The organism is Pseudomonas sp. p21 (genome assembly GCF_001642705.1).
Lineage (GTDB): Bacteria > Pseudomonadota > Gammaproteobacteria > Pseudomonadales > Pseudomonadaceae > Aquipseudomonas.
Genome location: NZ_LWBV01000003.1, coordinates 39,267 through 65,986, shown reverse-complemented (window position 1 = coordinate 65,986; position 26,720 = coordinate 39,267). Strand labels below are relative to the sequence as shown.

Below are 26,720 nucleotides of genomic sequence, written 5' to 3'. Positions count from 1 at the left end.
GGGTCGATGGCGGACGGCGACAGCTACTTTCGCATCTATGTCGATGGTGAACGTGCTGGTGCGAGTCTCAGACCAGGCCATGGTTTCAGCAGGAAAATCCGTTCCAAAACTATATTAGCGACCCTTGTAGAATGCGGCTTGCAGCCCGGAAAATCTCGATTCGTTTTGGAACTGATTTTCTCGCCCAGCCCGCATGAGACGGTAGTTCTTGGATCGGATTGCAAATCTGTCTACGCCGGTTCGATTCCGACCTCGGCCTTCACCATTCAAAACCCAGCAGATTAACGTCTGCGGGGTTTTCGTTATGGGTGTTGCTCGAAGCTAAAAACGCCTGGCGTGTGAGCGTTGGCGATCTCTCGGCGCCTTTCAACACTGAAGCGGGTGAATCAGTTCGGCACCTTGGTTGCGCACATTCCCCACAGCTGCGCTCACCCGGTACCACTCGAAGGCCACGGCCGGCTCTCCCAGGTTGAGCACCAGTTGCTCCGCGTGCTCGCTCGGCATTTCCGCCGCGATCCATTCGTATGCCAGCTCAGGTGGCAGCACGACGGGCCTGCGGTCGTGAACATCGACCATCCCGCCCTGGGCATCGGCGGTAATGATGACGAACCCGTCGTGCTCGCTTCCAGTGAACTGGCCGATCGAGGCGCACAGGGCAGGGCGCCCATCCCGGCGGCGGATGTAGTACGGTTGTTTCTTCGGCCTGCCTTCATCAACCCATTCGTACCAGCCGTCGATGGGCGTGATGGCCCGGTGCGGCCAGATCGCCCGGAAGAACGGGCCGTGCGCAACTTTTTCGACTCGGGCATTGATCGGCGCCGCGCGATCGGTTGCCCAATGCGGCCGCCAGCCCCACCGCACCAGGTCCGCCCTCGGGCCTGCATCATCCACGCGTAGCACTGCTACCGGCGTGGTCGGCGCGACATTGTACCGGCCAAGCGGCTGGTCACCGACGTTGTTCCTCCAGGCCTCTGGCAGGCTCAGGGTTTCAACGAAGTCATGTATGCCACGGTATTGGCTCAACCTTCCACACATACGCCCTCCAACCTGAAGGATAGCCACTGGCTCGTCGTAGTGACGCGCACGTAATCACGGCCGGAGGCTGCGCTAGCCATCAAATGCGCCGAGATGTCTGGTTTACTGGCTTGCTGAAACGTTTCTTCGCGTTTATAAAAAGGTACAACTCCAAGAAAGGCTACTGCCATGTCCCTCCTCAAACTCTTCATTGCTCTCGGCGCCCTGTCCGCAACCTCTCATGCCCTGGCCTGGGATTACGTTCTACTCGACACTGACAAAGCCGCCCAGAACTGGCAGATCACCAGCCAGCAACTTGGCGTAAAAACCGACAAGCCCTTCAGCGTTACCCTGCGCACCTTGCACGGAGGTCGGCAGGAAGGGGTCAGCATTGTCGACATTGATAACGGAACGATGAAACTCTCCGTAGTGCCAACCCGCGGTATGAACATCTTGCAGGCGTCGGTCGGTAATGTGCGCATGGGCTGGGATTCGCCAGTCAAGGAAGTGATCAACCCGTCCTTCATCGAACTCAATGGGCGTAATGGTCTGGGCTGGCTGGAGGGTTTCAACGAACTGGTCACCCGCTGCGGTTACGAATGGGTCGGGCACCCCGGCGTCGACAACGGCGAACTGCTGACCCTGCACGGTCGGGCCGCCAATATTCCTGCGAGCAAAGTCACCCTGCACATTGATGAGAAACCACCGTACGCGATCACCTTGCGCGGCGAACTGAAAGAGCAGGCGTTCAAGAAAGTCGACTTCTCCGTTATGACCGAAGTAGTCACCGAACCCGGCAGCGCGGTGTTCGTCCTCAATGACACCTTGACCAACAACGGCGACTATCCGAAGGAATACCAGGCGCTGTATCACAGTAACTTCAGCACCCCGTTCCTGGAGCAGGGCGCTCGTTTCGCCGCACCGGTGAAACAGGTATCGCCGTTCAACGACAAGGCCAGGGGCGATCTGCCCGACTGGCAGAGCTACCGAGCGCCCACCAAGGACTATGACGAAACGGTTTACAACGTGGTGCCGTATGCCGATGCACAGGGCAATACGTTGGCCGTGTTGCACAACAAGGCTGGTAGTCTGGGCGTTTCGGTAGGCTTCAATACTCGGACATTGCCTGTATTTTCCCTGTGGAAAAATACCGACACCCAAGGCCAGGGCTATGTAACGGGGTTGGAGCCAGGGACAAGTTTTTCCTACAACCGCCGTTACCAGAGGCCCTTGAACCTGGTGCCGACAATCGGACCGAAGGAACACCGGCAGTTCCATATCAGCTACAGCTTGTTGGCGGACAAGGCTGCGGTGGACAAGGCTTTGAAGCAGGTGAGCGAGATTCAGGGTGGGCGCGAAAGCGAGGTGCGGCAGACGCCCTTGGTTGATCTGACCAAGGGGTAACCCCGGCCAGAGTAGTCTGCTGAACGGCTGCTTTCGGCCAAATGCGGTCGTTCAGTGTCTGTGAAATCGCGACAGCTATCGACCCATTGCAGTCCTTCGCGGAGGATTACTATCGGCCAGAAGCATACAGGCGACGCGGTTCTGGTTTCTCCCGATAGGCCGAGAGAGCAACCCCACAATACTGAGGCATTGCCGGAGCATTGTAGGGTTGGTAGGAAGCCCCTACAGTGCCCCGAAACGCACCTCCACCGACAGGCTTCCCAGGTTATCGCTCAGGCCAGCCCCATAGCGCCCAGTCAGGTCGTCATTGATGCACAGCTGCAACTCACCCTGCTGGCCTCGCGGCAATTGCACCTGGTTACCCACCAGGAACGGCACGCCGTTGCTGCCGATGCGCCCGATCAACGCCCCTTCGTTCTGCCCCGGCAGGGTGTAGCCCGGCTTGGCAATCAACGCAGGGTTGCCCTGCGCGCCAACCATGCCGGTGGCCGGGTTGGCCGTCCACTGCCCGCCTGTACATACCGCCAACTGCCAGCTCTGCCCGTTGACCTGCATGCCCGTGCCCTGCCATGCCTGGTTGGCCTGCACCTGCACCGTGCGCTTGAGCAGGTCGCTGGCCACCACGTCGGCGGCCTGGAAGGTCAGCGCGGTGATGGTCAAGGTCGGGTTGGCGGTGCCGGTGGTGGGGAACACGCCGTCGCCGACAAGGAACAGGTTGGGGTGGTCCCAGCTGCGCTGGTCCTTGTCCACCACCGACTTGGTGCGGTCCGAGCCCATGCGGTAGGTACCCATCAGGTGGCCAGCGCCGAAGAACGCGTAGTTCTGGCCGTCGTACTCGAACACCGTTTGCGAGCCGGGCTCAAGCTTAGGGTTCAGGTCGGTCAGCTCGGTGGCGCCCATTAGCTCGGTGATGATATGCGTGGCAGCCAGGCGCGCCTGTTTGAAGCCCTCCTTGGTGTAGTCGGACAGTTTGTAGGTGATCTGAGGCCGAGGCAGGCCCAAGCCGTCTGTGAACTCTGTGCTCCTCTCCACCCGGCACAGTGCATTGTCGGGGTCTTTCTCCACCTGCTCGATCAAGAAGCCCAGACGGAACTGGCGGGTCAGCACGCTGTTGAGCTGCTGCACCAGCGCCTTGCCGGACAACGCCAGCTTGTTGGGGTTAGCGCCGCCGTTGTTGGTGCCGTCGATGAAATCGCAGACCGAGGTGTAGGGGTCGTTCACCGACCAGTTCCAGCCCTCGTTGCCGATCTCGATACGCCAGGCGGCACGCTGGCTGCGGAACGGGCCATCGCGCATGTCCTCGATCCCCGAGGTGGACAACGGCCCGCGGAACGGGAACAGCGGCTTGCCTTCGGGCATCAGCCCCCAAGCCAGATACACCGGGTGGTCGGCCAATGCCTGGCCAACCTGGCCGCTGCTGTTGGCGACCCCTTGAGGGCTGTTCGGGCCGATGGAGTTGAGCAGCAGCTTCGGCGTTTCGATCGCGTGGGCGGCAATCACGTAGCGCTTGCCCTGGGCCGTGCCGTTCTGGCGCGTGCCATTGTTCTGATACTGGATGAAGTCAATGCCCGTGACCCCATTGGCATCGACCCGCACCTGGCTTGCCACGGCCTGGTAGAGGATGCGCACGTTGCCGGTATCCAGTGCCTTGGCCATGGTCACGGTGGCGTCGTACTTGGCCTGGATCGGGCAGATCGGCGTGCAGCTGGTATTGCCAGCGCACACCCGGCGGCCGTTGTCGCTCTGCGAGTTGCGCCCGGCCGGGGTCTGCCGGACATTGAGGGTGACACCTGGGTACGGCTTGCCGTCGGGCGCCTTCTCCGGGCTCTGGTACAGCGTGCCCGTGATGTTCTTGCCCAGGCCTTGGTCGACCAGCGACGGCGGGATGCCGTGCATGCTGTACTCATAGCCCTGCGGGAAGGTCACGCCCAGGTAGGTCTGCGAGGTAACATCGGCGGACACGCCCATTTCCTCCTCGGCGCGGCAGTAGGCGGTCTGCAGGTCGTCGTAGCTGATCGGCCAGTCGACCCCGACGTTGTACGCAGTGCGCATGCGGAAGTCGTTGGGTAGCAGGCGCAGGGCCGTGCCCATCCAGTGCCACATGGTGCCGCCGCCAACCCGCTCGTAGGTGCTGGCGAACAGCTGCGGCCCCTTCTGTACCAGGTAGCTCTTCTGCGCCTTGTTCGGGTCTTTGCTGCCGGCGGTGATCAGGTCCTGGATGGTCGCCCGTGGCGCGAACTGTGTGGCCGGAGTCTGCTCGCTCTGCTCAGGCGGGTACGGCGACTCGGGCGACTTGAGTACCGCGGTGTAGAAGCGCTCCAGGTACTCGCTGCGATTTGGCGGAATGGCCGGGCCGGATTCGAGCACCAGCACTTTCAACCCGGCCAGGCCCAACTGGTAGGCCATGACACTGCCGGCCATGCCGGCGCCCACCACGATCACATCGGCGGTTTCGATACTCTGTGTTTTTACATTGCTCATGGCTGCTGCCCTTCCTTGGCGTCGACACCGGTGAATTGCTTGAGGGTCGGTGGCTGCTCAGCCCAGTAGCCGAAGTGGTACTGGCTGTAGCCCATGGGGTGGGATTGAGCGATCTTCCACGCCCAGCTCTCCTTGTAGGCCTGGTCGGAGACCACACTGGTGTCACCCTTGTGCTTGCTGCCTTGGTCATACGGCTGGTACCAGCTGCCAAGCAGCCACAGCTTCATGATCGAGCGGGCGCCCTGGGCGATCTGCGGGTCCGGGTTGCCGAGCACGGTGCTGGCAATTTGCTCAGGCGTTTCGCTCCTGATGCTGGCATACAGCTCCAGCAGGTTACTGAACGCTGCGGTGCCCATGCCTTGCTGGGCAGTGGCGAAGAACAGTGGCGGCAGGTTGATCGGATCAACGGAGGGTGCCAGCAGGTCGGCTGACAGGCCAGTGAGTGCGGCGGACAGTTCGATGAAGTTCTGCAGGTTCGGGTCGCTCATGGCATCACTCCTTGGCGCCGGTGGATTGGGCACGTTCAAGCAGGAAGGTGAAATCGGCGAAACTGGTGCGCGGGGACTGAGTCACGCGGGTGGTCGCGTTGTTGTGGCATTCCATACAGCTGGACGAGGCCTGCGGCGTAGTGCCCTGGTTGTAGGTTTCCAGCGTGGCGTTGGCCAGGAAGTTTGGTGCAGGCGTACCCAGCGGGTTGGTCGGCGACGGCACTTGGCAATCCTTGGCCGGGTCGGTCGGCCACTGGGTACTGATCAGCTGGTAGTTGGCCCAGACCGTGCCCTTGAGCGCGCCTTGCCACTGCGCGTTGAGCTGGTGGGTCGCGGCGGTGAGCGGAATTTCCCGCACGATCTGCGAAGGCGTGGCCTTCTTCGACGGGTCCCACGGTTGCGCGGGCGGCTCGTTCACCGGGCGGTCGCTGGCCTGGGCGTCGTAGAACAGGTAGGGGCCCTTGCGCTCGTTGATCGGCGTGGTCTTTTCCGGCACGTTGCGCACGTGCTCGAAACTCGACCACACCCACTGCGGCGCATCCTTGGTCTTGTGCACGATGTGCAGGCCGACCAGCCCGACCTTCTGCGCGCTGCACGACTCGGGGATCACCGCGCCCTTGTTCGGGTCGGCGTTGCCGGGGGTGTAGACCAAGGCGTCAACGGCGTGGAAGTCCTGCGGGTTGTCGTTGCCGCCGAGTACCTTCCAGGCCGACTTGACCATGATCGCGCCGACTTGCTGGGCCTTCTGCGAGCCGCAGGAGAAGGCGATGCGGTTGTCGGCCTTGCTGAAGAACGCCTGCTGGCCTTCCTTGCTGTAGAGACCATTGTTGACGATGTCATCGAACATCGGCTGGTTGACCATGATCGCGTTGCGCGTGTAGGTGCCGTTCTGGTCCACCAGTGGGCCGGTCTTGAACGGCTGGATGAATTCGTCGAGCACACCGGCGACCTTGCCCATCTGTTGTAGTACGGGCAGGTCACCCTTGCCCTGGCAGGCAGCGGGTACCGGCGCCTGCTGGTCCCAGGCGACCGGTTTCTGGCCTTGGGGCAGGAAGATCTCGTAGCTCTCTTTCCACGATTCCCACACCGTCTTGCCGGGCGCGCCGATGGTCGCTGAGGTGTTGGCGCTGCCGTCGGCGTTGGCGGGCCAGTTGAGGGCGACGAAGGTCTGCCACGACAGCACGTCGAAATCGTGTTGCAGGCTGTCGAGGTTGAAGGGCGGGTTGGCGGTGACGTCGAAGGGGATGGTGGGCGATAGTACGGGTGGCCCGGCCGAATCGGCCACGGCGAACACGCTGGTGAAGCTCGCACCCAGGTATGCCAAGTGTTTCAGAGTTATTCTCATTATCGTCTCCTCAGCAGGTAAAGCATCGGGACGACGAGACGTACTGGCCCTCCATGGACCGAATGTTCAGCGTTATCCCTGACGCTAGGCTGGAGGCTAGCCGTTGCGCCAGAACCCTCAGAGATATCCGACTAACGGTAGGGATAGTGCGAGGAAGGCACTGCCCTGGACCTGCTGATCAGCTCAATGGCCGAGACATGTAGCGGTCTTTCGCGGGGGCAGCAGTCGGCCAAATGCGGTCGTTCAGTGTCTGTGAAATCAAGAGCGATTCAAAATGATTGCGCGCGCGGGCGCGATGGCTGATATGTTTTCCGCGCATCAGGTCGCACCCAATCGACGCTGGCCTCATCAAGGAAGATAAGCCAATGAAAACAGTATTCGGCTTCTTGCTCTATATCTGCCTGAACACATCCGCGTTCGCAGGCTACAAGACCATCGGCTTCCAGGTATCGACGTTGCCGGGCGCGCAAAATGGCCGCCCGCTGGAGCTGGCAGTCTGGTACCCGAGTACAACCACCGCTACACCACAATTGATTGCTGAGACCCAGGTATTCGCCGGTGAACTCGCCGTCCGCAATGCGCCCCCGGCCGCAGGTGCGCTTCCATTGGTGGTACTTTCCCACGGCTTTCGCGGCAATTGGGGGAACCAGTCATGGTTGGCCAGTGCACTGGCTCACCAGGGCTATATCGTGGCAGCAGTCAACCACCCTGGCACCACCACCCACGATCGCCGTCCTGAAGCCGCGGCACAGTTGTGGCAGCGCCCCATCGACTTGCAACGGGCCATCGATGCAGTCATGGCCCAGCCGGATCAGTTTGGACAGGTAGCCAACCGTCAGATCGCAGTGGCTGGCCATTCACTGGGTGGCTGGACCGCGCTGGAAATCGCGGGTGCCCGTTTCGATCCCAAGCGTTTCGTCCAGGACTGCATCACCCATCCCAAGCTATCCAGCTGCAGCGTTTACAAGCAGATCGGTCCCGATAGCGCACCGGCTTCGATAGCTCGACTGGGCGACGATCTGCGCGACAAACGTGTCACTGCCATTGTTACCCTGGATCTGGGCCTTTCACGCGGCCTGACCGATGAAAGCCTGGTGGCGTTGCCAGTACCGAGTCTGGTGATCGCTGCGGGCGCAGCGTCTGAAGATCTCCCTGCACAGCTGGAATCCGCCGCCCTAGCCAAGCGTTTGCCCCCGGCGACGACTCGTTATGTCGAGATCGAGGACGCCAGCCACTTCAGCTTCCTGTCGATGTGCAAACCGGGCGCGACGGCATTGCTTGAAGAAGAGGCACCTGGCGATGGCATCATTTGCCAGGACGGCGTTAACGCACGACCGCGCGCGCAGATACAGGCGCAGATAGCCTCGCTGATTACCGAATTTCTGGAACAATCCTTTCGCTACTGACGATCGCTAATTCCGTTGATGGTCGGGCCCCGGCGCGTGCTGACCAGCTGCAATGGGTCGAAAGCGGACGGTGGTCTATGGGCGATGTTGGTGGAGTAAGAAGAGAGACGGCCGGGCAACCTTGTGCCTGGCTGCCCGAACGGACGACCAGGTTGCGGATTACGATGGGCGCGCGGCCGTGCTCAGTGAGATGGCCTATGCTGCGCGCCGGCGGCGGGAAGTTGTTCACGGCGATCTGGTCGCCATGCTCGAGCTAGCCGAGTCTGCAAGGCTTTGGGCTCTACTCGAACATGAGGAAGCCTGGCACATTGATCTGTTTTAGTACGAGAGGTTAGTGGATCACGATCACAGACTGCTTTCGACCGTAGCGGAGGTTCGCCTTCGGAGCGTGCGAGCATTGAACCTTTTGTGAATCACCCAAATTTGCTATAACGGCCAGCCACTTCAAAGGAATGAAATTATGAAGCTAACAGCTTTTCTGCTTGTCTCTACTGCGATGTTATCGACTACCATCATGGCCGCCGATGATCTGGACTATTCCGTATCGGAAGAGCATTGCACACCTGAGTATTGGGAGAAACTCCCGGATAACGATAAGACCGATGACTTAATCGATAGGTGTGAGGATTTGAAACCATCCGAGTAGGGCGCGCCTGTAGAGTGCGTTAGCTAATAGCCAATGCTAGAAAAGCAGCCATCACGCTCCTTTTCTATTGCAGTACTGGAAGCTGGCGAAACCGCCCGAAAATCAGTTCCGCAACTCGATGCATACCCCTTCATTTTAAAGGGGTGCAGGCCATCTAAAATCAGGTCAGTGCGGAAATGAAAAGCTCGTAAACTTTTGAAATTCAAGAAAATGAATCGCGGATTGCAAATCCGTCTACGCCGGTTCGATTCCGACCTCGGCCTCCACCATTCGAAAACCCCGCAGATTAACGTTTGCGGGGGTTCTTATTTTCGCGTCAGGAAAACCTGATCATTTCCGATTAAGCGCTAGCCTTCAGGTAAGGTTACGCCGCAGACAAAATCACGCGATCCCAGTCGGTGCGAGCCAAACTCAACGACGTAGCCATCACCTCGGCGCTCTGCCTCCGCCTTGGCCGTCTTCTGGTCGGCATAAATGTCGACGAAATGCCATGGATATCTGTCTCTCAGCACGCCCCATCCCATTACCCAGCCTTCCCTCGAAGGATCCGGTGGCAAGTTCTTCGCCAAGCTTCGAATGGACATACCTATCTCCTCATATGCACAGGTTCGCCACTGCAGGTTGAGCACTTTTCTTGAGCCACACCTCTGGGGCGCAGGTCATCAGCATGAAGGGCGAGTGATTTCTTTTCGGTACCCTCATCAAATATTGAAATGTTCCCAAGCTATGGTTGAACCCAAGCCAATTCCATCAGCGGGGGAGTCAGGAAATGGATTATTCCAGCATGGTTGAATCGTTGGACAAGATGCTAAAACAAGCAGCTGCAGCACGGATCTGTCTACAGGTATCAGATACCGAGAGTCATCGATACCTTCGTAGCCATTCGTCCGCCACATCGCCCATGGTGGACGGCGTGCCACTCTTGATCCAAACCATGAAGGCACGGTCGAACTTGAATGCCGCCCCACACTCGCTGAGCAGAAACTGACGAACCTTCTGGGTATTGCGGTAATGCTTGTCCAGCGGAGTGGTGCGGCTAATCGGGCCCGCGTGCCAGTCGAAGCTCATGGTCTGTTCCTTGACTATCGAGAAGGCAAAAAGCCCGTAGATGATCATCTACGGGCTTTTTTTGTTTGTTCGAAATGATCGACCTTCAGGCTATCAACCTTCGAACTGAATCACCATCCGCCCTTTGATCTTGCCCTCCAGCATCTCCTCGAAGATCTGGTTGATATCCTCGATCGGCCGCAGGGTCACCTTCGGCACCACTTTCCCTTCCGCCGCAAACTGGAAAGCTTCCTGCAGATCCTGGCGGGTGCCGACCAGCGAGCCGATCACTTCGATACCGTCCAGTACCAGGCGGGGGATATTCAGGTTCATGGCTTCCGATGGCAGCCCGACAGCAACCAGCCGCCCCCCGGCGCGCAGGGCGTCGACGGCCGAGTTGAATGCAGCCTTGGCAACGGCGGTAACCACGGCGGCATGGGCGCCACCAGTCTTGGCCTGGATAACCTTGGCGGCATCCTCGGTGCGTGAATTGATGACAAGGTCGGCGCCCATCTCGCTGGCGAAGCGCAGTTGCTCTTCGTTGACATCGATGGCGATCACTTTGGCGTTGAAGACGTTCTTGGCATATTGCAGAGCCAGGTTGCCCAGGCCGCCAAGGCCGTAGATGGCGATCCATTGGCCGGGGCGGATGTTGGAGATCTTCACCGCCTTGTAGGTGGTCACGCCGGCGCAGGTAATGCTGCTGGCAGCAGCGGAGTCGAGCCCGTCGGGCACCTTGACCGAGTAGTCGGCCTTGACGATGCAGGCTTCGGCCATGCCGCCGTCCACGGTGTAGCCGGAGTTCTTCACTTCGCGGCACAGGGTTTCGTTGCCGCTGTTGCAATACTCGCAATGCCCGCAGCCCTGGTAGAACCAGGCCACGCTGGCGCGGTCACCCGGTTTGAGCGAGGTGACGCCTGGCCCTACTTCCTGGACCACGCCGATGCCTTCATGGCCTAGCACTACACCGGTCTTGTCACCGAAGTCGCCATTTTTCACATGCAGGTCGGTGTGGCACACACCGCAGCACTGCATCTTCAGCAGCGCTTCACCGTGCTCGAGGGGGCGTAGGTGTTTCTCCACCACAGCCACGCGACGGCCTGGTGCAACAACAGCAGCTTTCATAGGAGCCTCCGTGTCTATCCAAGTGAGCTTGGGTAATCGCCGGATCAGCATAGCCCTTACCAGGTGATGCAAAACTGCTTCAGGTCATGGTCTGGGGGGGCAACCACCTTGCACACATTTACCTGCCCTGCGTATGGCGGCTGCCAGAGACTAGGCACAAAAAGAAAAGCCCGCGGCAATAATGCGGCGGGCTGCAAGAACATACGGAGCAGGGTCAGTGTGCCCGCCCGGATGTCAGTGTTTCGTGAAGGTCAGGTCATGAGCGTGTCATGCATGGCTCAGTTCCAGAACAGCTTCGTCATGGTCCGGTAATTGCGGTGCCGGGCGGTGCTGTTCAGGGCCTGGTACAGGGCCTTCTTCCACTCACAACGGGCAACATGCACGCAGTTCATTGTGATTTGCCAAGGCTGGACGAAGGGTAGGCCAAGGGGAAAAAAAAGCCCGCCATGGAAGGCGGGCAAGCAACGTTTGAAGGGAGAGCCTGCAGACTGGACCCGGCCGGTTAACCGAGCATTAAGCGGTAGCGCATTGACCTGCACGGCCGATCGGCCTATACAGGCCTGCCATTAGCCCAGGAGCCAGCATGAACGGCGAAGACGACCTGCACGAACCCGAGCACGATCACCTGCTTGACCACGAATTCCTCTACGACGATGTGGAGCCGGAAGCGGATGCCCAGGGCGCCGAGGACGAGGTGGAGGAAGACGAGGAAACGCTGGATGACCTCGATGACGAGGAACGCGATCACCCAGCCTGGTTCGACGACTGCGAAGACGACTGACTCAGCGCCCGTCTACCGAAAAACGCCCAGGGCCGCTCACTGCCAGCAACAGCAGGCCACCCATGATGCTGAGGTTTTTCAGGAACTGGGTCATGTTGGCGCTGCGCTCAGGGTCGACCATGCTCCAGAACGGGTGGCCCAGCAGCGCCGTGCCCAGCACGAACAGTGCAAACAGGAAGGCCAGCGGCCGGGTGTAGAAACCGAGGATCAGCAGGATGCCGACGACGAACTCCATGAGCACGGCAACTGCCGCTGCCAGCATGGGGGCAGGGGCGCCCAGTGAGGTCATGTAGCCGACCGTGCCTTCGAACCCGGTCAGCTTGCCCCAGCCAGACAAGACGAACAGGATCATCAGCAGCACGCGGGCAATCAGGATAATGATGTCGCGTTGACCATCGAACAGGGAGTAGCGCATGGCGGCGTTCCAGTGGACGGGTACAAGGTCCACTCTAGCAGCTGCGCCCAGGATTGCCGGCAGGCAGCAAAAAGGCGCCGCAAGGGCGCCTTTTCAAAGAAGTTTGGTGCGAGTGGCGGGACTCGAACCCGCAAGGCTCACGCCGACAGATTTTAAGTCTGCTGTGTATACCAATTCCACCACACTCGCACGCTTGAAGGGGTCGCAATGACCAGCTCGCTTCTAAGCAGAAGGGCTTCGCAATCAAGCGCGCTTTATAACTCATTGTTATAGTTGAGTCAACCACAGCACCTATGATCAACAGAATGAAGGGTCGATCGAATGGGCAATTGACACCTTGCTATCATTACGCCACTGTTGCCCTCTTTAATTGGATCCAAAGAGTGTGCGGTGATGACTCAATCCGCTGCTTCCGGGCGTATCGTGCGCCCACGGCTGTTCTGGCGACTGCTGTTCGTGCAGGTGGTCGTGTTGGGGGCATTTCTCTACCTCAGCCTGATCAGCCTGGGCGGTTACCTGCTGATGCTGGGGTTCGATGCCGAACACTCTCAACCGCAGCGGCTGATGGCCCTGGCCGGTGGCGGGCTTATCCTGCTGGTCGGCTTGTGGCTGCTGAAAGTGGCGATGCCGCGGCGCATCAGCCCGGTGCTGGTTGAACCTGAGCGCTGAACCTCGCCAGCCGCGCGGGGTCAATCACGCAGGGCTAACCACGCGGGCGCTCAAAGGCGAGCGCGTTCGGCCAGGCCTATTTTCCCTCCTGCTGTTGTGCCGGTGGAGCTCGCATGGTTTCAGCTGACTGCCTCGACCACCCCGTCATGCCTGCCCACCGCTATGAGCAGTTGGTGCAGTCGGTGGTGGATTACGCCATCTTCATGCTCGACCCGTCCGGCCATGTAGTGTCGTGGAATGCAGGCGCGCAACGTATCAAGGGTTACCGCGCCGATGAAGTGATCGGCCAGCATTTCTCGTTGTTCTTCACCCCGCAGGATTGCACCGAAGGCCGCCCGGAGCGCTTGCTGCGGCAGGCGCTGGAACAGGGCGTGGCGCAGGATGAAGGCTGGCGCGTACGCAAGGATGGCACGCAGTTCTGGGCCTTGGCCGCGCTGGATGTGATCCGCGATGACCATGGCCAGATCGTCGGCCTGGCCAAGGTGACCCGGGACATCACCGACCGTCGCGAGTCGGCACTGCAACTGGACGCGGTGCGCGCCCAGCTGTTCCAGGCACAGAAGCTGGAGGCCCTCGGCCAGTTGACCGGTGGCCTGGCGCATGACTTCAACAACATGCTGACCATCATCATCAGTTCGGCGCGCCTGGCGCTGGCCACCCAGGACCCGGCACGGGCCCAGCGCATGCTGCAGCACATTCTCGATGCCGGGCAGCGGGGCACCGAACTGACCCAGCAGTTACTCAGCTTTGCCCGCCACCGCAAGCTTGATGTGGCCCGCGTCGCCCCGGCGAACCTTGTTGCTGCCACCCGTGGTCTACTGGAGCATGCGCTGCCTGGTTCGATTGAGCTGAAGGTGCTGTTGCAACCGGACTTGCCCCTTATCGAGGTGGATGCCGGGCAATTGCAGATGGTAATGCTCAATCTGTTGTTCAATGCCCGCGATGCCATCACAGGGCAGGGCCGGATCGTGTTGACGGTCGATGTGGTCGAACTGGCCGGCGAAGTGGAAGGGCTGCACGGCGGGTTTGTACGTTTCGAGGTGGAAGACAGCGGCGAAGGTATCGCGCCAGCGGTACTGCCGCGGATCTTCGAGCCGTTCTTCACCACCAAGCCCTTTGGCAAGGGGACTGGCCTGGGCCTTAGCCAGGTGTATGGTTTTGCCAGGCAGAGCGGTGGCGCCATTTGCGTCGACAGTGAGCCCGGCCGGGGAACTTGCATGCAGCTTTACTTGCCAATCTATCAGGACCAGACGGACAGCCAACTCGACAGGTAGACACCATGGCACAGGCACTCAGGCGGCTGGTGACGGGGATCGAAGGGCTCGATGCGTTGCTCCAGGGTGGCCTGGTGGCCGGCGCGTCCTACATCATCCAGGGCCCGCCGGGGGCCGGCAAGACCATCCTCGCCAACCAGTTGGCCTGCGGGCATGTGCGCGGTGGCGGAAGAGTGTTGGTGGCCACCTTGCTGAGCGAGTCGCACGAGCGGCTGTTCCAGTACCTGGCGACCCTGGAGTTCTTCGACCCGGCGCTGGTCGGCGACCCGATCCAGTTCGTCAGTGCCTTCGACACCCTGGAGCAGGAAGGCCTGGACGCCGTGGTACGGCTGCTGCGCCAGGAAATTGCCCGGCAGCAGGCCAGCCTGCTGATCGTCGATGGTGTGCTCAATGCCCGGGTGCGTGCGGAAACTGCGCTGGACACCAAGAAATTTGTCTCCGAACTGCAGGGCCATGCGGCCTTTGCCGGTTGCACCTTGCTGCTGCTGACCAGCGCCCGGCTGGAAGAGGGCAGCCCGGAACACACCATGGTCGACGGCGTGATCGAACTGGGCGAGCAACTGTTCGGCAGCCGCGCCGTGCGCCATATCCAGCTGCGCAAGACGCGGGGCAGTGCGGCGTTGTCGGGGCGCCATGAGTGCCTCATCGATGGAGCCGGCATGCACGTCTACCCGCGCCTGGAGTCGCTGTTCAGCCACCCCAGCCAGGCGGGTAGCGCCACCCTGGAGCGCATCAGCAGCGGGGTGGCAACCCTGGATGAAATGCTCGGTGGCGGCCTGGCCACGGGCTCGGTCAGCTTGCTGATCGGGCCCTCGGGTATTGGCAAGACGTCCTTGGGCCTGGCCTTTCTCGGCGCCAGCAGCCCGCAGGCGCCGGGGCTGCATTTCGGCTTTTACGAAACGCCGGAGCGCCTGCGTATCAAGGCCGCGTCGCTGGGTTACGATTTTGCCGCGATGGAGCAGGGTGGCAGCCTGCAGCTGTGCTGGCAGCCGACCACCGAGGGCCTGCTGGACCAGGTTGGTGCACGCCTGCTCGAGCGGGTCGAGGCGCAAGGCAGCAAGCGCGTGCTGATCGACAGCCTGGGGGCATTCAGCCGCCTGGCCATCGACCCGGCGCGGCTCAATGCGTTTTTCCGCGCCCTGGCCGGCGAGCTGCGCGCGCGCGATGTCAGCGTGATGCTGACCTGGGAAATGCGCGATATCTTCGGTGCGGAAATCAGCGCCCCGGCCCCGGACCTGTCGAGTATCGTCGACAACCTGATGCTGATGCGCTTCGTCGAACTGGATTCGCAGCTGCGGCGCATGCTGTCGATCCTCAAGGTGCGTGACAGCCATCATGACCCTGCCTTGCATGAGCTGCTGATCGGGCCGCAGGGCATTACCTTGCGCAAGGCGTTCGAAGGCGCCTGCGGTGTGCTCTCGGGAACGCCGGTGCCGCAGGGGAGTGGGTGACGGGGCGCGCCGATGAACACCATCCTGATCGTCGATGACGAGTACCTGATTGCCGACATCCTCGGTTTTGCCCTGGAGGACGAAGGGTTCCTGGTGGAAAAGGCGAGCAACGGCTTCAAGGCGCTGGAGGCGTTGAAGGAAAAGCGCGTTCAGCTGGTTATCACCGACTACATGATGCCGCTGCTCAACGGTGAGGAGCTGGTGCGCTCGATGCGGGAAGACCCGGCCTTGAGCGAGTTGCCGGTCATCCTCATGAGTGGCGCGCAGGCCAACCAGGGATGCCCGGAACTGTTCGCCGCCGTGTTCGACAAACCGTTCGACATGGACTGTATGATCGCCAAGGTGCGCGAACTGCTGGGCACCTGAGGCGCGGGGCGATCAAGCGCGTCCGTGCGGCTTGAGGCAGGTCGCTCAGTGCGAGTCGTCGTGTTTTTCCGGTGCCGGGCTGCCGGCCTGGATACGCTTGAAGATCTCTTCGCGATGGACCTGGACGTCTTTCGGTGCATCGATACCGATCCTCACTTGCATCCCTTTGACGCCCAGAATGGTGACTTTGATGTCATCGTTGATGACGATGCTTTCGCCAACCTTGCGGGTGAGTATCAGCATGTAGTTCTCCTTGGTGATGTAAAAGTCCGTCGGGCTAGTTGCCACGGCGGCGGGAGCTTGTCCCTCTTCCTTCTCATTAAAGACGCTTTCGGCAGATAGTAATTCCCCGACAGACAAATTCTGTTGCGTGTCTTCAGTCGCAGGTGCCGAAGCAAACCGCCAGCGGTTTGTCGGCCAAGGTGCTCGATGGCAAGAATAGGGGGCTTGGCGGCCAATGGGAAATTTCTTCGCATCATCGGCTGAATAGACCGGGTTAATGGTCATCCTGTTCCTCAAGTGCCTGAAGAAATAACAGCAAGGCCACTTCTTCATCGTTCAGGCCTTGCGTACACGGCTATTCGGCAAGTTGGCCAGACGCACCTGGGCATCGTGTTCATGTACAGCAGGGTGGATGTAGCAGCGCCTGCACACCGCCGGTGTATTGCCCTGGCGCGTGGCTTCGCTCTCAGCCCAGCAAGGCCACCGACTTGATCTGGGCAAACAGTACCTGGCCCGGGTGCAGGCCGAGTTGGTCTGCCGAGAAGCGGGTGATTCGCGCGAGCAAGGCATTGCCGCCGGCATCCAGGCTGACCAGCACATGGGCCGGGTTGGCAGCCGGGCGGCTTTCGCGCACGCGCACCGGCAGGCGGTTGAGAATGCTCGATGTGCTCTCGGCTGCCAGGGCCAGGCTGACGTCGCGGGCCTGCACCTTGACCCGCAGGGTGCTGCCCATCACCTGGGCCGGGTGGGCGATGCGCAGCAGCGGGCCATGCTTGCCGGGCAGGCGCAGGTCGAGCAGGTCGTAGTGCGGGTCGTGACCTACCACCAGGCCCTCGAACACCACACCGGCATCCTCGCCTTGGGCCAGTGGCAGGTCGAGGCGGGCCAGGGTTTCGCCGATCGGGCCGCTGGCCACCGCCTGGCCCTGCTCCAGCAGCACCAGGTGGTCGGCCAGCCGCGCCACTTCGTCCTGGGCATGGCTGACATACACCAACGGGATGTCCAGTTCGTTGTGCAGGCGTTCCAGGTAGGGCAGGATCTCGCGCTTGCGCGGCCCGTCGAGGGCCGCCAGCGGCTCGTCCATCAACAATAGGCGCGGGCTGCTGAGCAGGGCGCGGGCAATGCCTACCCGCTGCGCCTCGCCACCGGACAAGGTTACTGGCCGGCGTGCCAGCAAGTGGCCGATCCCCAGTAGCTGACAGGCCTGGTCGAGGCTGACCTTGCGCTCGGCAGCGGCCACCCGGCGCCAGCCGAATTCCAGGTTGCCACGTACCGACAGGTGCGGGAACAGGCTGGCCTCCTGGAACACGTAGCCCACCGGGCGCAGGTGCGGTGCCTGGAAGTAGCCGCGGGCGCTGTCCTCCCAGACTTCGCCGTTGACTTCGATGTAGGCGCTGGTGGCCCGTTCCAGCCCGGCCAGGCACCGCAGGCAGCTGGTCTTGCCAGAGCCCGAGTGGCCGAACAGCGCGCTGATACCGCGCCCGGGCAGATGCAGGTCGACGTTCAGGGTGAATTCGTCGCGCGCCAGTTTCAGGCGCGCCACAATCGATGCGCTCATTTCAGCTCCAGCCAGCTTTGCTGCGGCGTCCAGCGTACAGCAGGAGCAGCACCAGGAATGAGAACAGCAGCATGGCACCGGCCAGCCAGTGTGCTTGCGAGTAGGCCATGGCTTCGACATGGTCGAAGATCTGCACCGAGACCACGCGTGTCTTGTCGGGGATGTTGCCGCCAATCATCAACACCACGCCGAACTCGCCCACGGTATGGGCGAAGCCGAGGATGCTGGCGGTAATGAAGCCTGGGCGGGCCAGCGGCAGCACTACATGGAGGAAGGTGTCCCAGGGGCTGGCGCGCAGCGTGGCGGCCACTTCCAGCGGGCGCTGGCCAATGGCGCCGAAGGCATTCTGCAGCGGCTGGACCACGAACGGCATGGAGTAGATCACCGAGCCGATCACCAGGCCGGTGAAGCTGAACACCGCGCTGCCCAGGCCCAGCGCCTGGGTCGCCTGGCCCAGCCAGCCATTCGGGCCGAGGGCGATCAGCAGGTAGAAGCCGATCACCGTGGGTGGCAGCACCAGCGGCAACGCCACCACCGCGCCCACCGGCCCGCGCAGCCACGAGCGCGTGCGCGCCAGCCACCAGGCGATGGGCGTGCCGACGATCAGCAGGATCAGGGTGGTCAGGCTGGCCAGTTTAACGGTCAGCCAGATGGCACCCAGGTCACTTGCGTCCAGTGGCATCAGATTTCATAACCGTAGGATTTGATCACTGCCGCAGCTTTCGGGCCTTTCAGGTAGTCGACCAAGGCCTTGGCAGCAGGGTTGTCCTTGCCCTTTTCGAGGATTACCGCGTCCTGGCGGATGGGCGCGTGCAGGGACGAGGGAACGATCCAGGCCGAACCGTTTTCGACCTTGCCGTCCTTGTAGATTTGCGACAGGGCGACAAAGCCCAGCTCGGCGTTGCCGGTGGAGACGAACTGGAACGCCTGGGTGATGTTCTGCCCTTCGACCAGCTTGGGCCTGGTGGCTTCGGTCAGCTTCAGCTTGTCCAGCACCTGGGTGGCGGCCAGGCCGTAAGGTGCGGTTTTCGGGTTGGCGATGGACAGGTGTTTGAATGCGTTCTTCTTCAGCACTTCGCCGTTGGCGTCGACATAGCCAGGTTTGGCCGACCACAGGGCCAGCGTGCCGATGGCATAGGTGAAGCGCGAGCCCGGGACAATGGCCTTTTCCTGCTCGAGCCTGGCCGGGGTGCTGTCGTCGGCAGCGAGGAATACCTCGAACGGCGCGCCGTTCTTGATCTGTGCGTAGAACTGGCCGGTGGCGCCGTAGGCGGCGACCAGCTTGTGGCCGGTGTCTTTTTCAAAGTCCTTGGCAATGGCTTGAATGGGGGCTGTGAAGTTGGCTGCGACCGCGACCTGGACCTCATCGGCCCAGGCAGTGCTGAAGGCGAGCAGGCCGGCCAGGGCGGTGGCAGCCAGGTGGGGCGGGCGGATACGCATGAACACAGCTCCTTGGGGTTATCGTTATATCCTTAACTATATAGCGATAGGCCATGGACCGTGAAGGGGCCCAGTAATGCTTAAGCAGGCTGGGCCCTTTCGCGGGTAAACCCGCTCCCACAGGGTCGGCACAATAGGTGAATGTTGCGCAGTACCTGTGGGAGCGGGTTTACCCGCGAAGAGGCCAGGCCTGCTTACGCAGACGGCTGGCGGCCGAGCACGGCCAGCGCCTTTTCGGCAATCTCCCGGGTCAACTCACCCGCCGGCATATGCTTGCCCAGCCGCAACGCCTGCCCCGACCACAGGTTGCTGAAATCGCTATTGCCCTGCGGATCCGTAATCGCCCGCAAAGGCATCAACGCCCCACCGGCCAGCGGGAAGCGCGGCGCCAGGTCGCTCATCGGCCCCAGCTCGCGCATGATGCGGTTGTTAATGCCACGCGCCGGTCGGCCGGTGAACAGGTTGGTCAGCGCCGTGTCACTGGCAGGCGCGCTGTCCAGGGCCTGGCGATGCGCCGGCGAGACCTTGGCCTCGGGGCAGAACAGGTAAGCCGTTCCGATCTGCACTGCCGAAGCCCCCAAGGCCAGTGCCGCCAACAGGCCGCGGTGGTCAGCAATGCCGCCGGCGGCAATCACCGGTACGCTGACCGCATCGGCCACCTGCGGCACCAGGGCGAAGGTGCCGATCTGGCTGGTGATGTCGTCGCTGAGGAACATGCCGCGATGGCCACCCGCTTCATAGCCCATGGCAATGATCGCATCACAACCGTGGCGCTCCAGCCACATGGCTTCCTCGACGGTGGTGGCGCTGGACAGCACCTTGGCGCCGCTGGCCTTTACCCGTTGCAGCAGGTCGGCCTGGGGCAGGCCGAAATGGAAGCTCACCACCTCCGGGCGCAGTTGCTCGACCAGCTGGCAGCTCTGTTCGTCGAAAGGCGCTCGGTTGGACACCGGCGTGGGGGCCGCGAAGTCGGCACCCACTTCGCGGTAATAGGGCTCGAGCGCCTGCTTCCAGCGTGCATCGCGCTCGGCATCGGGCGCTGGCGGCTGGTGACAGAAGAAGTTCAGGTTCAACGGGCGGCCCGGGCAGCCGGCGCGAAAGGCGGCGATCTCGGCGCGCACCTGGTCGCCGGTGAGCATGGCGCAGGGCAGGGCGCCCAAACCGCCCGCCAGGCCCACGGCGATGGCCATGCCCGAGCCCGTCGCACCGGCCATGGGGGCCTGCAGAATGGGCAGCTCGATGCCCAGCAGGTCGAGGATGCGACGGTCGGGCCAGTGGCTCATGCGGTTCTCCTTGCGCGGGCGAGCGGTGCGGCGGGGGCGGGTGTTTACAAGGCTTTGCTGACCTGGATGTCGCTGATCTTCTCGGCATCTTCGCCGTGGATCTTGCGCAGGGCTTCCAGGGCTTGTTCGAGGGAGGCATCGGGCATCAGCGCGAAATCCCAGCGGCGCTGGCCGTCGAGCTTGTACTTGATGACGTACTTGGTGGTCTGGGTCATGGTGGCCTTATCTGAGTTTCGACGACGAACGACGGACGATCTTGATCTTGTGGGTCAAGGTTGGCTTGCGGGTGACCGAGATCGGGCGGGTGGTCACGGTATCGATGGTGATGTTCCAGAACCCGGTGCTGGGCACGGTGATCTTTGCCGGGAACTTGTCGAAATGGCCGCCGTGGTAGGTGTGACGACCGCCGTTCTTGAAGCTGCGGAAGTTGGCGTCGTTCATCAGGCGGATATTGCAGCGCTGGGAGCACTCGATGACGACGATGTCGTCCTCGTTCAGGTGCTCGCGCTGGTGTACGAATTTCATGTGATGCTCCGCAAGGATTGGTTCTGCAAAGGCAAACGATACCACGATGTCGGGTTACACTGCCGCGCTGTTGCGCCAGGCGCAGATAAATCTGCCAAAGCAGGGAGCAAAACGGCCTGGCCGTGGTCGAATCGGATTCTTGAAGGCAGAGGTGCTGCAAATGAAGTGGATGGTGGCGGCGTTGGCAGTGACGCTGGGTGGCTGTGTGAGTGTTTCGGAACTGGAACAATCGCGTGAAACGCTGGATGTAATCTCTGGCAAATCCCCACGCGCGTATGCCGATTGCGTCAAGCAGAAGCTGGCCGATACCCGCGATCCGCTGGTGGAAGAGCCGCGTGGCGATGGCCTGCGGCTGATCGTGCCGCAAAAGATCAGCTCGGGCGTGGGCCCGGCGGCGCTGGTGGATATCGACAAGCGTGGCAGCGGTAGCAGCATCAAGCTGCACGAGCGGCTGAACAACTTCCCGCTGCGCCTGGGAGATGTGCGCACCGCAGCCACCAAATGCATCTCTGGTAGTTGATCCAGGGCAAGTGATTACGCTCCTTTTGCTTATATGTTTTAAGCCTAAGCTTATAACAATAGAAAAGGAGATTCGTGATGACACCGTTGAGTCGCGCCGTGATCGGCAGCCTGCTGATCCTGGCCTGGCCCACGGCGCATGCCGCCGACGGCCAGAAAGTCTTCACCCAGGGCGGGGCCAACCCCGCCGCCATGGCTTGCCTGGGTTGCCATGGCCCGGACGGCAAGGGCATTGCCGCTGCCGGCTTCCCGCGCCTGGCCGGGCTACCGGCGGCTTACCTCAGCAAGCAATTGCATGACTGGCGCAGCGGCAGCCGCAAGCAGCCGGTGATGGAGCCGCTTGCCAAGGCCCTGAGCGAGGATGAGATCAAGGCGGTCAGCACCTACCTGGCCAGCCTGCCGGCAGACCCCGCAGGTGACCTGCGTCGCCAGCAGATTGCCGATGACCCCACCACCCGCATGGCCCTGTACGGCGACTGGAACCGGCAGATTCCTGGCTGCGTGCAGTGCCATGGCCCGGGTGGCGGCGGGGTTGGCGAACACTTCCCGCCTTTGGCCGGCCAGCCTGCCAGTTACCTGGTGGCGCAGCTTAATGCCTGGCGTGACGGCACCCGCAGCAATGACCCCAACCAGCTGATGGTCGGCGTGGCCAAGGCCATGACCGATGACGAGATCAAGGCCGTTGCCGAGTTCTTCGCCCGCCCCGCCAGCCAGGAGGTCAAGCCATGAAACCGATGATTCCAGCCCTGTTGCTGCTGGCCATGGGTAGCGCCCAGGCCGCCCAGATTGCCATGGAAGACCAGTCGCAGTTGAAAGTGCCTGGCGTGCAGGCCGCGCCGCAGTTCGTGCCGCCTGCGGAAAGTGAGTTGCCAGACAATGCCTTTGGCAAGATGGTGCGCGAGGGCCATGCCCTGTTCGTCGACACCCGTAGGCTGATGCCCGAGGCCGTGGGCAACGGCATGAACTGCAGCAACTGCCATCTTGACCAGGGTCGGCTGGCGCATTCCGCGCCGATGTGGGGGGCGTACCCGATGTACCCTGCGTACCGCAAGAAAAACGACAAGGTCAACACCTACGCCGAGCGAATCCAGGGCTGCTTCCAGTTCAGCATGAACGGCAAGCCGCCTGCGGCCGATAGCCCGCAGATGACGGCGCTGGCGGTGTATTCGTACTGGCTGTCGACCAAGGCGCCGACTGGCGTGGAGATTGCCGGGCGTGGTTACCCGGAAGTGCCGCAGCCCAAGGGCGGATACGACTTCAAGCGCGGCCAGCAGGTTTATCGCGAGCAGTGTGCGATTTGCCACGGCGACAACGGTGAAGGGCAGAAGGTGGCGGGCGAGTATGTGATGCCGCCGCTGTGGGGCAAGGATTCCTACAACTGGGGCGCTGGCATGCACCGCATCAACACCGCGGCGTCGTTCATCAAGTACAACATGCCGCTGGGCAAGCCGGGCAGCCTGAGTGACCAGCAGGCCTGGGATGTGGCGGCCTGGATCAATCGCCATGAACGGCCGCAGGATCCGCGGTTGGTGGAAGGCTCCATCGAGAAGACGCGGGTGAAGTTCCATGCCAATGACGGGGTGAACCTGTATGGGCAGAAGGTCGATGGGGTGCTGATCGGGCAGGGGACCGGTAGCTGAGGTAATGCCTGTACCGGCCTCTTCGCGGGTAAACTTGCTCCCACAGGTACTGCACAGCATTCAGAGCCTGTGGTGATCCTTGTGGGAGCGGGTTTACCCGCGAAGAGGCAGTACAGGTAAGCTCATTTCCTGTCATCCGACTGTCATTGATGACAGCAATATTTACGACCCACCGGAACTATCTACACTGGGTTATCTCTATCATGGCATCGGTCGGCACGGGTGGGGGCATTGTAAGGTGACTGCCGCCTGATTAGACTGCGCCGAATTCCACAGGCCTAGCCTTTTGTAAGGACGTATATGATCAAAAAATGCTTGTTCCCGGCAGCCGGTTACGGCACCCGCTTCCTGCCTGCTACCAAAGCCATGCCCAAGGAAATGCTGCCGGTGGTCAACAAGCCACTGATCCAGTATGGCGTTGAAGAGGCACTGGATGCCGGTCTGAGCGAGATCTCCATCGTCACCGGGCGCGGCAAGCGCGCTCTGGAAGACCACTTCGACATCAGCTACGAGCTGGAAAACCAGATCAAGGGCACCGACAAGGAAAAATACCTGGTTGGTATCCGTCGCCTGCTCGACGAATGCTCGTTCTCCTACACCCGCCAGACCGAAATGAAAGGCCTGGGCCACGCCATCCTCACCGGCCGCCCGCTGATCGGCGACGAGCCGTTCGCCGTGGTGCTGGCGGACGACCTGTGCGTGAACCCGGAAGGTGACGGCGTACTGACCCAGATGGTCAAGCTGTACAAGCAGTTCCGTTGCTCGATCGTCGCCATCCAGGAAGTCGACCCGCAGGAAACCAACAAGTACGGTGTGATCGCCGGCGACATGATCCGTGACGATATTTTCCGCGTCACCAACATGGTCGAGAAGCCAAAGCCGGAAGACGCTCCGTCGAACCTGGCGATCATCGGTCGCTACATCCTGACCCCGGATATCTTCGACATCATCGCCAACACCGAGCCGGGCAAAGGTGGCGAGATCCAGATCACCGACGCCCTGATGCAACAGGCGCAGAACGGCTGCGTGATCGCCTACAAGTTCAAAGGCAAGCGTTTCGACTGCGGTGGCGCCGAAGGCTACATTGACGCGACCAACTTCTGCTTTGAGAACTACTACAAGACTGGCAAGGCTTACTGATAAGCCGCTACTTGTATTAAAGCTAGTAACTGGGGCTGCTTTGCAGCCCTTCGCGGGCACGCCCGCTCCTACAGGTATTGTGCAGACCTTCAAGGTAGCGACAAGCCTGTGGGAGCGGGCGTGCCCGCGAAGGGCCGCAAAGCGGCCCCAGTGCGTTATGCTGGGCGCCTGCCTAGGAGACTGAATACATGGCCTACGATTTTGATCTGTTCGTGATTGGCGCCGGGTCCGGTGGTGTGCGCGCGGCGCGGTTTGCCGCCGGCTTCGGCGCAAAGGTGGCAGTGGCCGAGAGCCGCTACCTGGGCGGTACCTGCGTCAATGTGGGCTGCGTGCCGAAAAAACTGCTGGTGTACGGCGCGCACGTTGCCGACGAACTGGAGCAGGCTGCTGGTTTCGGCTGGACCCTGGAAGAAGGGCATTTCGACTGGGGCACCCTGATTGCCAACAAGAACCGGGAAATCGAACGCCTCAACGGCATCTACCGCAACCTGCTGGTCAACAGCGGGGTCACCCTGTTGCAGGGCCATGCGCGCCTGACCGGTGCCAATGAAGTGGAAGTGGAAGGCCAGCGCTACACCGCCGAGCACATCCTCATCGCCACCGGTGGCTGGCCGCAGGTGCCGGACATCCCGGGCAAGGAACTGGCCATCACCTCCAACGAAGCCTTCTACCTCAAGGACCTGCCACGCCGGGTGCTGGTGGTGGGTGGTGGCTACATCGCCGTCGAGTTCGCCGGCATCTTCCAGGGCCTGGGGGCCGACACCACCTTGCTGTACCGTGGCGACATGTTCCTGCGTGGCTTCGATGGTTCGGTGCGCACGCACCTGAAGGAAGAACTGGAAAAGCGCGGCCTCGACCTGCAGTTCAATGCCGACATCCAGCGCATCGACAAGCTCGAGGACGGCAGCCTCAAGGCCACCCTCAAGGATGGCCGCGAGTTGGTCACCGATTGCGTGTTCTATGCCACCGGCCGGCGCCCGATGCTGGACAACCTGGGCCTGGAAAACACCGGCGTCGAGCTGGATGCACGCGGTTACATTCGCGTTGACCAGCAGTACCAGACCACCGCGCCGTCGATCCTGGCCATTGGCGATGTGATTGGCCGCGTGCAACTGACCCCGGTGGCTCTGGCCGAGGGCATGGCCGTGGCGCGACGCCTGTTCAAGCCCGAGCAATACCGCCCGGTGGACTACCAGAACATCCCCACCGCAGTGTTCAGCCAGCCGCCCATCGGTACCGTTGGCCTGACCGAGGAGCAGGCGCTGGAAGCCGGGCACAAGGTGCAGGTGTTCGAAAGCCGCTTCCGCGCGATGAAACTGACCCTGACCGACATCCAGGAAAAGACCCTGATGAAGCTGGTGGTCGATGCCGAGACCGACAAGGTGCTGGGCTGCCACATGGTCGGCCCCGACGCGGGCGAGATCATCCAGGGCCTGGGCGTTGCCCTGAAGGCCGGTGCGACCAAGCAGCAGTTCGACGAAACCATTGGCGTGCACCCGACGGCGGCCGAAGAGTTCGTGACCATGCGCACAGCGACGCGCTGAGCGCGTTCCATCCTGTGGGAGCGGCCTTGTGTCGCGAAAGGGCCGCAAGGCGGCCCCGGTAATCTGCGCATCACCGCCGAGATCCAGGGGCCGCTTTGCGGCCCTTTCGCGACACAAGGCCGCTCCCACAAAAGCTGCTTCTACAACAAACCTCCCCGCAATCCTTTGCTCAGCCCATTCCCTTCTATTAATAAACCCCGGTTATAGCCAAAACCAATCAAAAGCATGAGCTTTGCCAATGAGCCTTTATCGGGACCAGCGGTTAGGATTCTTTCCATCAACTGATTCCAACCCCATGAAGGAGCGTCTCTCATGCCAATCATCAACAGCCAGGTCAAACCGTTCAACGCCACCGCCTACCACAAGGGCGAGTTCGTCCAGGTCAGCGAAGCCGACCTGAAAGGCAAGTGGTCTGTCGTGTTCTTCTACCCGGCCGACTTCACCTTCGTCTGCCCGACCGAGCTGGGCGACCTTGCCGACAACTACGCCGAGTTCCAGAAGCTGGGCGTGGAAATCTACGGTGTGTCCACCGACACCCACTTCACCCACAAAGCCTGGCACGACACTTCGGACACCATCGGCAAGATCCAGTACCCACTGATCGGTGACCCGACCCACGTTATTTCGCGCAACTTCGACGTGCTGATCGAAGAAGCCGGCCTGGCCGATCGCGGTACCTTCGTGATCAACCCGGAAGGCCAGATCAAGATCGTCGAACTGAACGACGGTGGTGTAGGCCGCGATGCTGCCGAACTGCTGCGTAAAGTGAAGGCTGCCCAGTACGTTGCCGCTCACCCAGGCGAAGTCTGCCCGGCCAAGTGGAAAGAAGGCGAAGCCACCCTGGCGCCATCGCTGGACCTGGTCGGCAAAATCTAAGTCCATGTGCCAGTCGCGGGCGGTGAGCAGCCGCCAAAGCTGAAGTACTTACCGCCCCGTC

General features: G+C 61.6%; 28 protein-coding genes, 1 tRNA gene and 2 pseudogenes. 14 read left to right on the top strand and 17 right to left on the bottom strand.

Going from position 1 to position 26,720, the window contains the following annotated elements:
* Positions 1-366: 366 nt before the first annotated feature.
* Entirely contained in the window at positions 367-1,035 is a 669-nt protein-coding gene (locus A4C63_RS09595; protein WP_063912466.1) for an SOS response-associated peptidase, read from the bottom strand.
* Positions 1,036-1,203: 168 nt separating this feature from the next.
* On the opposite strand from A4C63_RS09595, the gene A4C63_RS09590 reads away from it, so the two are divergent.
* On the top strand, positions 1,204-2,418 hold the full coding sequence (locus A4C63_RS09590; protein ID WP_063912465.1) for an aldose 1-epimerase family protein: 1,215 nt from the start codon (positions 1,204-1,206) through the stop codon (positions 2,416-2,418).
* 222 nt (positions 2,419-2,640) lie between these two features.
* Here A4C63_RS09590 and A4C63_RS09585 read toward each other — a convergent pair whose 3' ends face one another.
* The 3 genes from A4C63_RS09585 to A4C63_RS09575 are packed head-to-tail and all read right to left on the bottom strand — an operon-like array spanning position 2,641 to position 6,732.
* Positions 2,641-4,899 carry a GMC family oxidoreductase gene (locus A4C63_RS09585; RefSeq protein WP_063912464.1) on the bottom strand — a complete coding sequence of 753 codons (2,259 nt, stop codon included), beginning with the start codon at positions 4,897-4,899 and terminating at the stop codon, positions 2,641-2,643.
* Positions 4,896-5,387 carry a hypothetical protein gene (locus A4C63_RS09580; RefSeq protein WP_063912463.1) on the bottom strand — a complete coding sequence of 164 codons (492 nt, stop codon included), beginning with the start codon at positions 5,385-5,387 and terminating at the stop codon, positions 4,896-4,898. The genes A4C63_RS09585 and A4C63_RS09580 overlap by 4 nt, the downstream gene beginning before the upstream one ends.
* Before the next feature lie 4 nt (positions 5,388-5,391).
* On the bottom strand, positions 5,392-6,732 hold the full coding sequence (locus A4C63_RS09575) for a hypothetical protein (protein WP_063912462.1): 1,341 nt from the start codon (positions 6,730-6,732) through the stop codon (positions 5,392-5,394).
* Between the two features lie 365 nt (positions 6,733-7,097).
* Here A4C63_RS09575 and A4C63_RS09570 point away from each other — a divergent pair, with 365 nt between their 5' ends.
* Complete coding sequence (locus A4C63_RS09570; RefSeq protein WP_063912461.1) at positions 7,098-8,138, top strand: alpha/beta fold hydrolase; 1,041 nt, start codon at positions 7,098-7,100, stop codon at positions 8,136-8,138.
* A gap of 77 nt (positions 8,139-8,215) precedes the next feature.
* Positions 8,216-8,457: pseudogene (locus tag A4C63_RS26715) on the top strand (hypothetical protein); the annotation flags it as partial.
* Positions 8,458-9,131: 674 nt separating this feature from the next.
* On the opposite strand, the gene A4C63_RS25480 reads toward A4C63_RS26715, so the two are convergent.
* The 3 genes from A4C63_RS25480 to adhP form a co-directional block, all read right to left on the bottom strand.
* The gene (locus tag A4C63_RS25480; protein WP_082888289.1) at positions 9,132-9,368 is read right to left on the bottom strand and encodes a hypothetical protein; all 237 of its coding nucleotides are present in this window, start codon (positions 9,366-9,368) and stop codon (positions 9,132-9,134) included.
* A gap of 277 nt (positions 9,369-9,645) precedes the next feature.
* Positions 9,646-9,852 (bottom strand): DUF6434 domain-containing protein, encoded by a 207-nt coding sequence (locus A4C63_RS09555; RefSeq protein WP_063913059.1) that lies wholly within the window; start codon positions 9,850-9,852, stop codon positions 9,646-9,648.
* A gap of 93 nt (positions 9,853-9,945) precedes the next feature.
* Positions 9,946-10,956, bottom strand: coding sequence for an alcohol dehydrogenase AdhP (gene adhP / locus A4C63_RS09550; RefSeq protein WP_063912458.1), 1,011 nt, complete (start codon positions 10,954-10,956; stop codon positions 9,946-9,948).
* 583 nt (positions 10,957-11,539) lie between these two features.
* Here adhP and A4C63_RS09545 point away from each other — a divergent pair.
* Positions 11,540-11,737 (top strand): hypothetical protein, encoded by a 198-nt coding sequence (locus A4C63_RS09545; RefSeq protein ID WP_063912457.1) that lies wholly within the window; start codon positions 11,540-11,542, stop codon positions 11,735-11,737.
* Between the two features lies 1 nt (position 11,738).
* Here A4C63_RS09545 and A4C63_RS09540 read toward each other — a convergent pair whose 3' ends face one another.
* Entirely contained in the window at positions 11,739-12,152 is a 414-nt protein-coding gene (locus tag A4C63_RS09540) for a DoxX family protein (RefSeq protein ID WP_063912456.1), read from the bottom strand.
* Between the two features lie 104 nt (positions 12,153-12,256).
* Positions 12,257-12,341: transfer RNA gene (locus A4C63_RS09535), tRNA-Leu, on the bottom strand.
* 204 nt (positions 12,342-12,545) lie between these two features.
* Between A4C63_RS09535 and A4C63_RS09530 the strand changes: the two genes are divergently transcribed.
* From A4C63_RS09530 to A4C63_RS09515, 4 genes are all read left to right on the top strand, one after another.
* A complete protein-coding gene (locus tag A4C63_RS09530; protein ID WP_063912455.1) occupies positions 12,546-12,821 on the top strand; it encodes a hypothetical protein in 276 nt (91 codons plus the stop codon).
* Between the two features lie 113 nt (positions 12,822-12,934).
* Positions 12,935-14,095, top strand: a complete 1,161-nt coding sequence (locus tag A4C63_RS09525) for a nitrogen regulation protein NR(II) (RefSeq protein ID WP_063912454.1) — start codon at positions 12,935-12,937, stop codon at positions 14,093-14,095.
* Positions 14,096-14,100: 5 nt separating this feature from the next.
* Positions 14,101-15,546 (top strand): ATPase domain-containing protein, encoded by a 1,446-nt coding sequence (locus tag A4C63_RS09520; RefSeq protein WP_063912453.1) that lies wholly within the window; start codon positions 14,101-14,103, stop codon positions 15,544-15,546.
* 12 nt (positions 15,547-15,558) lie between these two features.
* Positions 15,559-15,912: a response regulator gene (locus A4C63_RS09515; protein WP_063912452.1), complete on the top strand. Its 354-nt coding sequence runs from the start codon at positions 15,559-15,561 to the stop codon at positions 15,910-15,912.
* Positions 15,913-15,957: 45 nt separating this feature from the next.
* Here the strand turns inward: A4C63_RS09515 and csrA are convergent, their stop codons facing one another.
* The 8 genes and pseudogenes from csrA to A4C63_RS09485 all read right to left on the bottom strand — a co-directional run bounded on the left by csrA (position 15,958) and on the right by A4C63_RS09485 (position 20,940).
* Positions 15,958-16,155 carry a carbon storage regulator CsrA gene (gene csrA / locus A4C63_RS09510; RefSeq protein WP_004375914.1) on the bottom strand — a complete coding sequence of 66 codons (198 nt, stop codon included), beginning with the start codon at positions 16,153-16,155 and terminating at the stop codon, positions 15,958-15,960.
* Between the two features lie 253 nt (positions 16,156-16,408).
* Positions 16,409-16,593, bottom strand: a pseudogene (locus A4C63_RS26710) (DNA topoisomerase IB); the annotation flags it as partial.
* 7 nt (positions 16,594-16,600) lie between these two features.
* On the bottom strand, positions 16,601-17,692 hold the full coding sequence (gene modC, locus A4C63_RS09505; RefSeq protein WP_063912451.1) for a molybdenum ABC transporter ATP-binding protein: 1,092 nt from the start codon (positions 17,690-17,692) through the stop codon (positions 16,601-16,603).
* A 1-nt stretch (position 17,693) separates the two neighbouring features.
* Positions 17,694-18,374, bottom strand: coding sequence for a molybdate ABC transporter permease subunit (gene modB / locus A4C63_RS09500; RefSeq protein ID WP_063912450.1), 681 nt, complete (start codon positions 18,372-18,374; stop codon positions 17,694-17,696).
* A complete protein-coding gene (gene modA, locus A4C63_RS09495) occupies positions 18,374-19,132 on the bottom strand; it encodes a molybdate ABC transporter substrate-binding protein (protein WP_063912449.1) in 759 nt (252 codons plus the stop codon). The genes modB and modA overlap by 1 nt, the downstream gene beginning before the upstream one ends.
* A gap of 194 nt (positions 19,133-19,326) precedes the next feature.
* Positions 19,327-20,415 (bottom strand): nitronate monooxygenase family protein, encoded by a 1,089-nt coding sequence (locus A4C63_RS09490; protein ID WP_063912448.1) that lies wholly within the window; start codon positions 20,413-20,415, stop codon positions 19,327-19,329.
* Between the two features lie 44 nt (positions 20,416-20,459).
* Positions 20,460-20,630 (bottom strand): hypothetical protein, encoded by a 171-nt coding sequence (locus A4C63_RS26525; protein ID WP_013973186.1) that lies wholly within the window; start codon positions 20,628-20,630, stop codon positions 20,460-20,462.
* Between the two features lie 7 nt (positions 20,631-20,637).
* Positions 20,638-20,940 (bottom strand): DUF1883 domain-containing protein, encoded by a 303-nt coding sequence (locus tag A4C63_RS09485; protein WP_004375922.1) that lies wholly within the window; start codon positions 20,938-20,940, stop codon positions 20,638-20,640.
* Between the two features lie 160 nt (positions 20,941-21,100).
* On the opposite strand from A4C63_RS09485, the gene A4C63_RS09480 reads away from it, so the two are divergent.
* The 6 genes from A4C63_RS09480 to ahpC all read left to right on the top strand — a co-directional run bounded on the left by A4C63_RS09480 (position 21,101) and on the right by ahpC (position 26,659).
* On the top strand, positions 21,101-21,460 hold the full coding sequence (locus tag A4C63_RS09480) for a hypothetical protein (protein WP_063912447.1): 360 nt from the start codon (positions 21,101-21,103) through the stop codon (positions 21,458-21,460).
* Positions 21,461-21,537: 77 nt separating this feature from the next.
* Positions 21,538-22,188, top strand: a complete 651-nt coding sequence (locus A4C63_RS09475) for a cytochrome c (RefSeq protein WP_063912446.1) — start codon at positions 21,538-21,540, stop codon at positions 22,186-22,188.
* Positions 22,185-23,099, top strand: a complete 915-nt coding sequence (locus A4C63_RS09470; protein ID WP_063912445.1) for a c-type cytochrome — start codon at positions 22,185-22,187, stop codon at positions 23,097-23,099. The genes A4C63_RS09475 and A4C63_RS09470 overlap by 4 nt, the downstream gene beginning before the upstream one ends.
* Positions 23,100-23,399: 300 nt before the next feature.
* Positions 23,400-24,239 (top strand): UTP--glucose-1-phosphate uridylyltransferase GalU, encoded by an 840-nt coding sequence (galU, locus tag A4C63_RS09465; RefSeq protein ID WP_063912444.1) that lies wholly within the window; start codon positions 23,400-23,402, stop codon positions 24,237-24,239.
* Between the two features lie 188 nt (positions 24,240-24,427).
* The gene (gorA, locus tag A4C63_RS09460) at positions 24,428-25,783 is read left to right on the top strand and encodes a glutathione-disulfide reductase (protein WP_063912443.1); all 1,356 of its coding nucleotides are present in this window, start codon (positions 24,428-24,430) and stop codon (positions 25,781-25,783) included.
* A gap of 312 nt (positions 25,784-26,095) precedes the next feature.
* Entirely contained in the window at positions 26,096-26,659 is a 564-nt protein-coding gene (gene ahpC / locus A4C63_RS09455; protein ID WP_004375926.1) for an alkyl hydroperoxide reductase subunit C, read from the top strand.
* Positions 26,660-26,720 lie beyond the last annotated feature (61 nt).

Coding starts and splice junctions, on each gene's coding strand:
- A4C63_RS09595 (WP_063912466.1), bottom strand. CDS start 1,035: ATGTGTGGAAGGTTGAGCCAATACCGTGGCATACATGACTTCGTTGAA.
- A4C63_RS09590 (WP_063912465.1), top strand. CDS start 1,204: ATGTCCCTCCTCAAACTCTTCATTGCTCTCGGCGCCCTGTCCGCAACC.
- A4C63_RS09585 (WP_063912464.1), bottom strand. CDS start 4,899: ATGAGCAATGTAAAAACACAGAGTATCGAAACCGCCGATGTGATCGTG.
- A4C63_RS09580 (WP_063912463.1), bottom strand. CDS start 5,387: ATGAGCGACCCGAACCTGCAGAACTTCATCGAACTGTCCGCCGCACTC.
- A4C63_RS09575 (WP_063912462.1), bottom strand. CDS start 6,732: ATGAGAATAACTCTGAAACACTTGGCATACCTGGGTGCGAGCTTCACC.
- A4C63_RS09570 (WP_063912461.1), top strand. CDS start 7,098: ATGAAAACAGTATTCGGCTTCTTGCTCTATATCTGCCTGAACACATCC.
- A4C63_RS25480 (WP_082888289.1), bottom strand. CDS start 9,368: ATGTCCATTCGAAGCTTGGCGAAGAACTTGCCACCGGATCCTTCGAGG.
- A4C63_RS09555 (WP_063913059.1), bottom strand. CDS start 9,852: ATGAGCTTCGACTGGCACGCGGGCCCGATTAGCCGCACCACTCCGCTG.
- adhP (WP_063912458.1), bottom strand. CDS start 10,956: ATGAAAGCTGCTGTTGTTGCACCAGGCCGTCGCGTGGCTGTGGTGGAG.
- A4C63_RS09545 (WP_063912457.1), top strand. CDS start 11,540: ATGAACGGCGAAGACGACCTGCACGAACCCGAGCACGATCACCTGCTT.
- A4C63_RS09540 (WP_063912456.1), bottom strand. CDS start 12,152: ATGCGCTACTCCCTGTTCGATGGTCAACGCGACATCATTATCCTGATT.
- A4C63_RS09530 (WP_063912455.1), top strand. CDS start 12,546: ATGACTCAATCCGCTGCTTCCGGGCGTATCGTGCGCCCACGGCTGTTC.
- A4C63_RS09525 (WP_063912454.1), top strand. CDS start 12,935: ATGGTTTCAGCTGACTGCCTCGACCACCCCGTCATGCCTGCCCACCGC.
- A4C63_RS09520 (WP_063912453.1), top strand. CDS start 14,101: ATGGCACAGGCACTCAGGCGGCTGGTGACGGGGATCGAAGGGCTCGAT.
- A4C63_RS09515 (WP_063912452.1), top strand. CDS start 15,559: ATGAACACCATCCTGATCGTCGATGACGAGTACCTGATTGCCGACATC.
- csrA (WP_004375914.1), bottom strand. CDS start 16,155: ATGCTGATACTCACCCGCAAGGTTGGCGAAAGCATCGTCATCAACGAT.
- modC (WP_063912451.1), bottom strand. CDS start 17,692: ATGAGCGCATCGATTGTGGCGCGCCTGAAACTGGCGCGCGACGAATTC.
- modB (WP_063912450.1), bottom strand. CDS start 18,374: ATGCCACTGGACGCAAGTGACCTGGGTGCCATCTGGCTGACCGTTAAA.
- modA (WP_063912449.1), bottom strand. CDS start 19,132: ATGCGTATCCGCCCGCCCCACCTGGCTGCCACCGCCCTGGCCGGCCTG.
- A4C63_RS09490 (WP_063912448.1), bottom strand. CDS start 20,415: ATGAGCCACTGGCCCGACCGTCGCATCCTCGACCTGCTGGGCATCGAG.
- A4C63_RS26525 (WP_013973186.1), bottom strand. CDS start 20,630: ATGACCCAGACCACCAAGTACGTCATCAAGTACAAGCTCGACGGCCAG.
- A4C63_RS09485 (WP_004375922.1), bottom strand. CDS start 20,940: ATGAAATTCGTACACCAGCGCGAGCACCTGAACGAGGACGACATCGTC.
- A4C63_RS09480 (WP_063912447.1), top strand. CDS start 21,101: ATGAAGTGGATGGTGGCGGCGTTGGCAGTGACGCTGGGTGGCTGTGTG.
- A4C63_RS09475 (WP_063912446.1), top strand. CDS start 21,538: ATGACACCGTTGAGTCGCGCCGTGATCGGCAGCCTGCTGATCCTGGCC.
- A4C63_RS09470 (WP_063912445.1), top strand. CDS start 22,185: ATGAAACCGATGATTCCAGCCCTGTTGCTGCTGGCCATGGGTAGCGCC.
- galU (WP_063912444.1), top strand. CDS start 23,400: ATGATCAAAAAATGCTTGTTCCCGGCAGCCGGTTACGGCACCCGCTTC.
- gorA (WP_063912443.1), top strand. CDS start 24,428: ATGGCCTACGATTTTGATCTGTTCGTGATTGGCGCCGGGTCCGGTGGT.
- ahpC (WP_004375926.1), top strand. CDS start 26,096: ATGCCAATCATCAACAGCCAGGTCAAACCGTTCAACGCCACCGCCTAC.